A 9542-nucleotide genomic window follows, 5' to 3' on the forward strand; every position below is an offset into this window, starting at 1 on the left:
CCCTACACCGCTCAAATCTCTCACCCATTCGGGTGATTTATTGATTTAGCTATTGACTACAATTGTATTATGTATGTAATATTATAACTCCAAGCGAACACTCGCACTCTTGGGCAGTGTGCATCATGGCTAAATTTCGAGACCTTCTCAATTACTTTCGTCCCGACTGGAAGCTGAGTGTTTTCAGTATTGCAGCGTCTAGTATTTACGAAATTGTGGATTTGCTTGTCCCTTATGCGATTGGACAGATTTTAAATGTTCTGTCTGGTCAACCTTTGGATCAACCATTGACGCAGGCGATCGCAATTTTTTCCGATTCTACTAATTATCCAGCCAATAAAACTCTATCATTAGGTGTGTTGCTAGGGATAATTTTCCTGGTGACTGTAATCAAAGCACCCACACAACCTTGGTTAACTAGTTGGTTTCACTGGGATATCGCCTTAAGATCGCGTCGGGATAAAACCCAAATTGCCATCGAAAAAATTCTGACTCTCCCACTAGAATTTTATGATGAAAATAACCCCGGACGGATAGCCGGCAGAGTTGCTAGAGGTATTTCTAACCACACTTGGACATATCCTGAAATCGCCGGACAGTTAATTCCTAAAATGTTTCGTGTGGTGGGAATTTTTGTATTTATTGTGTTGATTGAATGGCGAATTGCTCTGTTATATTTAATTTCTTTTGTAGCTATACTTGGCTTTAGCTTGAAGGAATTAAAACGGATAATTTGGCATGAAAGCAAATTAGATAAATACATGGAAGATACGGAAAGCCGGACTTCTGAACTAATCACTAATATCAAAACTGTCAAGGCTTTTGCAACGGAAGGCAAAGAATTAAAACGCCAAAAGCAACGTTTAGATCGAGAGCTAAAAGTAGTAGATCATCGCATTCACAAAGGTTATGTGAAACTGCTGACTTGGCAAAAAGCCGTAATTCAGTTTTGTGTATTTAGCATTTTGAGTTTAACGTTAGTAGCCACAGTAAATGGTAGAGTTTCCCTCGGTCATTTTGTCATGACTTTAACTCTTTCTAGTATGGCTTATGCTGAGTTAGAACCAATTAGCACCCTAGCAGAAGTTTTTGCTCGTCGCTATTCTTCCATGCTGCGATTTCATGAATTTCTACAAGAACCAATTGGTAATGAATCAGTTGGGATTTTAGGTAAAGAAGACGAGACAACATTACCCTATAAATTTACTGGCAAAGTTGAATTTGTTCACGTTGGTTTTGGTTATGATGCTAACCGTAAAGTGCTGCAAGATATCAACTTGTTGATTGAACCATACCAAACAGTCGCTTTAGTCGGACGTTCTGGTTCTGGTAAGTCTACCTTGGTGAAGCTACTGTTGCGTTATTTTGAACCCCAAGATGGACAAATTCTCATTGATGGTCAAGATATTCGCACCCTGAATGTAGGTAAGTATAGACGCAGGCTGGCGATCGTACACCAAGAAGTAGACGTGTTTAACGGGACTATTTTGGAAAACCTCACCTATGGTAGACCGACTGCTACCTTGGAAGAAGTTCAAGAAGCCTGTAGAATTGCCAGAGTTGATGAAGTAGTGCAGCAACTAACCCAAGGTTATTACACCGTTGTTGGGGAACGTGGCGTCAGGTTATCTGGTGGACAAAGACAGCGTTTGGGTATTGCGAGAGCCTTGCTAGTACAACCCGATGTGCTGATTTTTGACGAAGCCACCTCTAGTCTAGATTACGAGTCTGAGCGTTCCATTCAATTAGCGATGCGATCGATTCAAGGGACTTGTACCACAATCGTCATTGCTCACCGCCTGAGTACAGTCAGGGAAGCAGATAAGATTGTCGTTCTAGATCAAGGAAAGATTGTAGAAGTTGGTAGTCATGATGAACTCTTGCGTCATGAAGGCATTTATCGCCGCTTGCACTCCCTGCAAGAAACCGGAGAACTTCTAGATTAGACAGTTTTATAGTCAGGATTTTAGTGCTTAGAAACTTTCAGGACTAAAGTCCTGACTACAAACTTCCTAAAATTTTTCTAAAGCCCTTGCCATTTCTAAAATATGCTGCTATTATTGTAAATCGTGGGACATACGGGTCGGTGTCCGAGTGGTTAATGGAGACGGACTGTAAATCCGTTGGTTTACGCCTACGCTGGTTCAAATCCAGCCCGGCCCACCTTCAATTTTAGGTTTTGGATTTCATGCAAATTCAAAATCTAGAATTTTCAAAATTCGCCCGTGTGGCTCAGTGGTAGAGCACACCCTTGGTAAGGGTGAGGTCACGAGTTCAATCCTCGTCACGGGCTTTGTAAAATCCTTATGTAACGGTAATTCTATAGTTATTTATCACTGATAACACATTAGGATATGAATACAACTGCCCTAAGCCCTGGCATAAAACTGCCCTAAGTATAGAACGAATTGACTATCTCTTTTTAAGGACGATATCTTTAATATTGTCCAAGGTATCCTTGATCTCTTTAGCGGAGTCACGATACTCCCGTGCGAAATCACTAAATGTCTCGCTAAGAGATTTAATGGCTTCTGATTCTACGCGCTGCTTCTCAACCCAACTAGCTATAGCGGGTTTAAGATTAAGCCAATAAGCTATTGCCACAGCGCCACATACGGAAAGAACTATACCCAGACCCACGCCGCTTGATTGAACTAGTATTTGGTCAATGATTTTATCCTGGGCTTGAGGTGATATAGCTACGACAGATGTTATTGTCTTGCTGTTCATAAGAACACTCCTGTGATTTTTATGAAAAACCCCTTAACTCTGCCTAAAGAAGTTAAGGGGGTTAGGCGAGCGCCCGTTGATTAATTGTTCTCATAGTCTTCAGGGTTAAACAGTAAATCACCTTGTTCTGTGAAATCGTCATACATCACAATGGTCTTGTCGTACCTACTTGGCACAAACCCTTCTGGCATAAAAACCAATCTAAAGGGCGGGTAAAAGGTTTTAATTGTTTTCACACCTTTTTCCAGTGGTGAATAGCGATGAGGGATAAACTCTTCAACTCTTGAAAAATAGCGATAACCTTCTGCTGGTTCTGGGTATTCGTTCTGATCAAAAAATATGTTCCCTTGGTCATCAAAATCATCATATAGAACTAAGTCACCATTAATTCTTTCTGGATAAAAACCCTCTTCCATCAACTCTAAAGTAGAGGTAAATTCTACTATAATGCTTTCCTCTACGCCTAATGGAACATAGCGAGCAGGTTCACCATTTGCCTGCATTCTTGAGAAATATTGAAATTCCATGTTTTTCTCCTTAATTAAACAGATTTAAACCAAAGCAACGCCGCAGCACCAGAATTGGTCAGTGTGATTATTGCGGGATCTGGGAGAGCCGCAACGGTTTCCACATTTGTTCTATATCCCTGAAAGTTTGTCGTGCCAATACTGCTTGAGCCTAACTGGTATTGAGTAATAGGCGATGAGCTAATAGTTGTTAAGTTGACGTTAGTATCTGATTGGATTGCACCCCAATAGAAACCCCTAGGGATAAGTAATGAGCTACCTAAGACAATATTTTTCCCCCCGTTTGAAGTAGCTTCAACAGTACCAAAATCAACTACCAACTCATTGGGTTGACCGTTGGCATCTGTATAAAGACCGATTCTAACGGTCGAGCTAGCAGCGAAAGTTGTAACATTTATCCCGACCTCAGAAATCGTTAAGTCATCGCGCACAACAACAGGAGTATAAGTAATCCATCCGGCGTTAAACCCTGCGGTAGTTGTTGCGGTGGCTGGAAAGCTGTAATACCAAAGCCCACTCGTATAAGTGGCATTAATTATTGCGGGGGTAGACCCCCCACCAGATCCCTCTTCATCGTCAGCAGGAATCCAAATCGTTCCGTTGTATTTTAAAACTTGGTCAACCGTGGGCGTAGTGGTGCTAACAGAAATACCTTGGATTGCGCTAGCATTCCATTGAGCGGTTGCGTTACCCACCTGTGCAGCAGTTACAACGTGTGGGTTATCATCATCTGCTATGTGAGTAGTCAGTGCTGAAGCATCAGCTTTACCACTCAACCCTGAAGTTAGTTCTGAATCTCTAGTAATACTTGCCGGGATTTGAGAATCAGGGATAGTTCCACCACTATCTAAAGTAGCTAGTCCATTGTTAGCCCCCTTTTCTGTACTTGCGATCGCACCCAAAGCCGTTAGAGCTGCGCCTGCTGTAGTTGCCCCCGTTCCTCCTTTGGCTATCGAAAGAGTACCACCAATAGAAGTTAAGGTTAAGTTAGCTTGGTTAACATCTATATCAACTTCGTTATTAGTAGCATCAAGAGTTACGGTGATTCTATTTGAGCCTGCGTTGATGTTTCTTAGCTCAAAGTTAACCCCAGCTTTTTGTTTAAAGATACCTACGCCGCCAACACCTACATTAGAAGCAGTATTGGCTTCACCTCCCCCAGCCTCCCCTAATAGGTCATCAGCATAAATAAGGGTGTTAGTACCAGAGTTAAACTTAAGGACTCTTCCATTAGCCTTAGCTGAGTCATCAACAGTAACACCCTGAATTCTATCGGCATTCCACTGGGACGTATCCTTACCAACCTGAGTAGCATTAACAACGTGAGGGTTTAAAGCATCAGCAATGTGAGCAGATAAAGCAGAGCTATCAGCTTTACTTCCTAGGGCTGAAGTTAGTTCTGTATCTCTGGTGATGTTGGATGCAATCTGATTATCAGGAATAGTGCCAGAACCGTTTAAAGTTGCGACGCCGTTAACCACACCTTTTTCTGATGTTGGTATAGCTCCTACTTGGATGGCTGTGACTTCGTGAGGATTTAAATCATCTGCAATATGAGCAGATAAAGCAGATGTATTGGCTTTTGACCCAAGCAAAGTATCAACAGTAGATTTTAAGTAAACTACTGGGTCGCCTGCAACTGCGTCAATCTTTACCTTTCCTGACACTGTTGGAGAAGCAATAGGTGTTGCAGTGCCGCCACTACCAACATCTCCAATTTCACTCAAGATAAAACTAATTAATGATGTGTATTGTGGGTCGCTAGAATCCACGCCTCCATCCTCCAAAACAGACAACTCTAAGTCACTAGTGCCAACAGGCACGACAGTATCAAAGAAACTTTCATCGGGTAAAGTAATGCGATACTGACTTGCTACCTCCCCCTCTTCGTTACACCAAAGTGTAAACTCACAATCTCCGTTGAGATCCGTGTAGAAGGTATCAGCACTAGCTAAGAAAATCTCACCATCAGCATTATTCCTGCTAAGGTGTTGAACTTTAATAGGCGATCGCGCAACAACCCCGCCAACACCTTGAAGGTGAGCGACAATCTTTCTAAAAGTAGGCATAGCTTATATTTTTATAATGTGGTTGCAAGCAATGCTCGGCTGGATGTTGTTGTGCGCTCCTCCCCCACCTTGAGAATTAATAGTAATTCCCGTTGAACTGGCATTAACTGAAAGACCGGACTTAGCCCCCTGTACAGCAATACCAGTGGCAGAAGTACCAACCATTTGATTACCACTTGCATTGGTTGTAATCATCCCTTTTCCACCAGTGTCTTCACCAGTGATGGCTACGCCACCTTTAGACATAAAGCCATCGGTGCGATCGCGGTCTGCACTATTACCATCAGTGGTATTTGCATAGAAAGAGTGCAAGTGTCCAGGGTCTGATAATCCGTGGGTGTGGGGATTCTCGGTAACTCCGTGATTATGTCCTGAGTCACTAACTCCGTGATTATGGGATGGCATTTCACTAACGGTTAAGGTATGACTTTCGTTGCCAAAAGTTTGACCAACTGTTCTAGCAGTTAACCCAGTTCCAGCACCAGCACCTACAGAAGTTCTACCTCTTTTATCTGGCACTCTAAAGTTACCACCACCTACTTCAAATGTTGCTCCTAAAGCAGCAGCCAAAGCAGGATAAGTTGAGATTGCATAAGTAGCTCCATCACACCAAAGCCACCCAGCAGGAAGAGTTGCTCCCCAGAAATCAATACTCATTCCAGGTAAAAAGCTAGAAGTAGCGGGGATTGAGGCGGGAGTCACTCTATCAATGAGTTTGTCGCGTAGGTCTACAACTGAGCCGGATATAGTACCACTTAAAGTAGTAACCTTAGCTAATGGGTAACATTCATTGGGTAGAGTAGAAGCAGTTGCAACTACACCAACATTAGATACATAAATATAAGAAGTGGCGTTGTCTACTACCGCGATAGTAGCTGCTGAAATAGCAACAGTTACACCTGAAGAAAGTAAAACACTTCCTCCTAAATAAGAAAAAGTAAGCCCAGTTGAGTGACTTACTTTTAAGCGGTCGTAGAAGTTGTAAAATCTTGATTTAATCTGATCTGCACCATCGTCTAAATCAGTGTCAGGTAGTTTATCGCCCTTACCTATAAAATCAGTTCCATCTAGAGCGGGGTAGGCGATCGCGTTAACGTCCTCAGCAGTAAGTAGGTCGCCATTTTGGAAAATCTTACGCATAGTTCCATTCTCAAATATATTTAATTTTCACTATTAAACAGGGAGTCTAAAGCCCCAGAAATAAGCACTGTTGACGGTATAACTAAAACTCACTGGGATAACTACCGAAATGGTTACAATCTGCCCAACAGCCAAGCCGGGAATCAATATAGAGGATAGAGGTAGTGTTGCGCCACCGTTACCAATAGCTATCTGTCCTAATGTGTTGAACAGCGTACCATTGACATTAATGTTTATGTTGAAAGGTCTCACCACAGAATCATTATTTGTTAGTCCTACCCCACCACCAAATAGATATGAACCAGCCAAAGGACAAGTAAAACCATCATCAGTAAAAGCCGCGTTTGTATCTAAAGCTTCACTGTTGAATAGAATTGTGTAGTTCAACGTTGTGGTTGTACCAGTCGTTTTATTAACTCTAAATGCTGGTCTACATAGCGCCTGTGCAAAAGCTGTAGTGGCTAGGCTTGTATCGTTATCACCTATTGCTGGGGTTGGTGCTGTAGGGTTTCCTGTAAACGTAGGTGAAGCTAAATTAGCTTTTAATGCCAGACTTGTATTAACTGTAGTGGTATTAGCTTTAAGTGCTAAAGCAGATGTAGTTGCAGCGTCATCAGCCTTTAAAGCTAATTGAGTATTTACATAAGTCAAATCTGACTTAAGAGCTAAACCAGTATCAACATAAGCCGTATTAGCAGCTCTTGTGTTATTACTCCCAGCAGTTTGATTAGGAACAATAACATTTCCTGCAAAGGTGGGGGATGTGGTATTTGCTTTAAGCGCGATCGCACCTTGAATAATTTCAAGGATGTCATAAACAGAATCCTGAGAGGGTGCTAATCCTGAAGCATCCCATCCGGCACCATAAGTTGTAGAGTCTCCGAGTGCGACCGAACCTGTAGGCTGGATAGGGATTTCCATCCAGTACGCAACATTTGTTGGAATAATACCGCTAAAAGGAGCTACTTCACTGGCTATAAAGAAGCGGTCGAGATATGAAACCATATCGCCGCGCTTGTACGAGGCAGAGTTATTATATGCACCTTTAGGAAATACACCGCCGATGTTGGCAGCTAATGCAGGATCATTAGCAATGATTTTTGCAATCCGTAGAGCTCCAGTTGCTAAGACATCGCTAACCATTCCCGTAGGAACTAAATCGGCAAGGTCTACAGAAGCAATGTTAGGAATTATTGAATAAAAGGGAAACGGGCTTAACTGGTCTTCGCTAAAGACATCTGGTGATGTACTAATGCGAGGAAAGTATTCAAATAGATAACTAGTAAATTTAGTCTCCGTCTCCTCTACTGTTGTACTACCAGGGATAACTCCATCAGGGCAGAGGATTTCAATAGGTTTAGGCACAAATACTTTCTTAGGTGCTGTGTCTTTAACCGTGCCATTGGCTAATGTCAACACAAGCTTGCCGGGAACAACTACGCTCCCATTTTCAATAGTTCCTGTTAAAGTTGGCATATTAACTAATAATTAGTTGATCAACATAAATAACTTCGCTCTCACACCAGAGGTTGCCAAACAACCTATTTATCTTTCTTGTAAGTTGAAACTCGAATCCATTGAAGGCATAGCGGCGGGGTAGGAGGATTTTGTATCGCCACGAGCCGTCACCTAAAGTATTTATATCTAGCTGGCTCGTGCCTAAGATGAATGAACTCCCCTCCCAAATGGTGTGTTCAATGTTCAGGGCAGAGAGGACATAACTTAGTGATGCTCTTGTGCCTCGCTTATTCCAAATCTCTGTGTATGCTCCATCAAGTAGCACGCGCTTGCTAGCTTCTGGCCAGGCTCTATCCCAATACTCATCACTGAAACCAAATATAAGATTTATGCGGTCAAGCCAGACATCATCACATAGTAAAGGATCTAGTTGTCGGGGAATGCCGTCTACTTGCGCCTTAGCACCAACCAGCAGTTCATCAAAGAATACTGTTAACCAGTCTGCTACTTCATTTTCTTGATACACTCCAGGCAGGCGAGAGAATATAGGTCTGCCTGTATCCCAGGCTTCTTTAGTTTCCATTACTCAAACTCCCCGGCTCCGCGCAACAGCTCAAATACAACCCCTTCATCACTGACCAGACTCATGTTTAGACTAAAGGCAACCGGCAGGGTGTATTGATTAGGTAAAGGGACGTTTAGTGGTTGACCATTCAGAAGCAGGCTTTCAATATCTCTAATTGCACCAGTGGCTCGCAGGGCAAACTCCACTTCATTTAAAATGATGTCCTCATCAAGTGGATACTGTGAGGGATTTAGGAATGATTGGTAAGCCTCCCACAACTCATCTGCTGTAGCTTCGGCTTCCCTACCAGGGACGAGCTTGGCAATAAGATCAGCAGATATGGAAAGCAGTTCCATTGGGCTGGTATATAAGGATGAGCCGAGGGGAACGCGTTCACTAAACAACTGTTGTATTTTTATCAACTGTGCAGAGTTAGCTGGTTCTTGGTTTGCATTCAATAGGAAGAGATGTATAGCTCCCAACTGCTTACTCGTGCGATTTGCACCTAGTAAACCTATGGCTCGACAGCGTGAGCCAACACCTAACTCAGTCTCGGCTATAAACTCAAAATCAGCTTGGCTGATAGGCGATCGCACACGCAGTTCAACCAATCCTCTTGTAATTACCTGGTCATCTGACTCAGGGTCACTCCCTCCATTAGCTCCCTCTAGGTTAGTAACAGAGGAAAGGAAGGTAAGTGGATTAGGAATGCCTATGAGCGTGTAGCTGGCAAGGTTATATGAACTACCAGTGACTTCTGCCGTAGCGGTGACGCTGCCACTTACTAAACCAGGCGGGATACTCAGAGCAGTGTCAGTTAAGAAGGAATAATTACCTGTGGAGTCAATTACCTCAAAGTTTGCCGGGATATTAAAAGAAGTCGATAACGGGGCGCTGAGGTTGAAGGTAAGTATGGCTGTTGCTTTTGTGCCAAGCCGGCGCGTCACACCTAACACCTTTAAGAAATCAACGATGATTGCGATCGGCAGCTTATTGACGTAGGGAAAACGCATCTTATTTACTAATAAAAATTAAGAGAGATTTCAAAATGAC

At 42.8% G+C, this 9542-nt stretch carries 8 protein-coding genes and 2 tRNA genes; 3 read left to right on the plus strand and 7 right to left on the minus strand.

Annotated features, from left to right (window positions below; all coding sequences use genetic code 11):
• Nucleotides 1-125: 125 nt before the first annotated feature.
• From ACM0OR_RS05355 to ACM0OR_RS05365, 3 genes are all read left to right on the plus strand, one after another.
• Nucleotides 126-1946: an ABC transporter ATP-binding protein gene (locus ACM0OR_RS05355; protein WP_414575318.1), complete on the plus strand. Its 1821-nt coding sequence runs from the start codon at nt 126-128 to the stop codon at nt 1944-1946.
• 134 nt (nt 1947-2080) lie between these two features.
• Nucleotides 2081-2163, plus strand: a tRNA-Tyr gene (locus ACM0OR_RS05360).
• 58 nt (nt 2164-2221) lie between these two features.
• Nucleotides 2222-2293: transfer RNA gene (locus ACM0OR_RS05365), tRNA-Thr, on the plus strand.
• A 119-nt stretch (nt 2294-2412) separates the two neighbouring features.
• Here the strand turns inward: ACM0OR_RS05365 and ACM0OR_RS05370 are convergent.
• From ACM0OR_RS05370 to ACM0OR_RS05400, 7 genes are all read right to left on the minus strand, one after another.
• Nucleotides 2413-2730: a hypothetical protein gene (locus ACM0OR_RS05370; RefSeq protein ID WP_414575319.1), complete on the minus strand. Its 318-nt coding sequence runs from the start codon at nt 2728-2730 to the stop codon at nt 2413-2415.
• An 80-nt stretch (nt 2731-2810) separates the two neighbouring features.
• Entirely contained in the window at nt 2811-3257 is a 447-nt protein-coding gene (locus ACM0OR_RS05375; RefSeq protein WP_414575320.1) for a hypothetical protein, read from the minus strand.
• A 14-nt stretch (nt 3258-3271) separates the two neighbouring features.
• Complete coding sequence (locus tag ACM0OR_RS05380; protein WP_414575322.1) at nt 3272-5326, minus strand: hypothetical protein; 2055 nt, start codon at nt 5324-5326, stop codon at nt 3272-3274.
• 3 nt (nt 5327-5329) lie between these two features.
• Nucleotides 5330-6466, minus strand: coding sequence for a tail fiber protein (locus tag ACM0OR_RS05385; protein ID WP_414575323.1), 1137 nt, complete (start codon nt 6464-6466; stop codon nt 5330-5332).
• A gap of 33 nt (nt 6467-6499) precedes the next feature.
• Nucleotides 6500-7942: a hypothetical protein gene (locus ACM0OR_RS05390; protein WP_414575324.1), complete on the minus strand. Its 1443-nt coding sequence runs from the start codon at nt 7940-7942 to the stop codon at nt 6500-6502.
• A 1-nt stretch (nt 7943) separates the two neighbouring features.
• Complete coding sequence (locus tag ACM0OR_RS05395; protein ID WP_414575325.1) at nt 7944-8507, minus strand: phage tail protein; 564 nt, start codon at nt 8505-8507, stop codon at nt 7944-7946.
• Complete coding sequence (locus ACM0OR_RS05400; RefSeq protein ID WP_414575326.1) at nt 8507-9502, minus strand: baseplate J/gp47 family protein; 996 nt, start codon at nt 9500-9502, stop codon at nt 8507-8509. Before ACM0OR_RS05400 ends, ACM0OR_RS05395 begins: the two co-directional genes overlap by 1 nt.
• Between the last annotated feature and the right edge of the window lie 40 nt (nt 9503-9542).

It is taken from the genome of Anabaena sp. CCY 9402-a, from assembly GCF_963920945.1.
Lineage (GTDB): Bacteria > Cyanobacteriota > Cyanobacteriia > Cyanobacteriales > Nostocaceae > Trichormus > Trichormus minutissimus.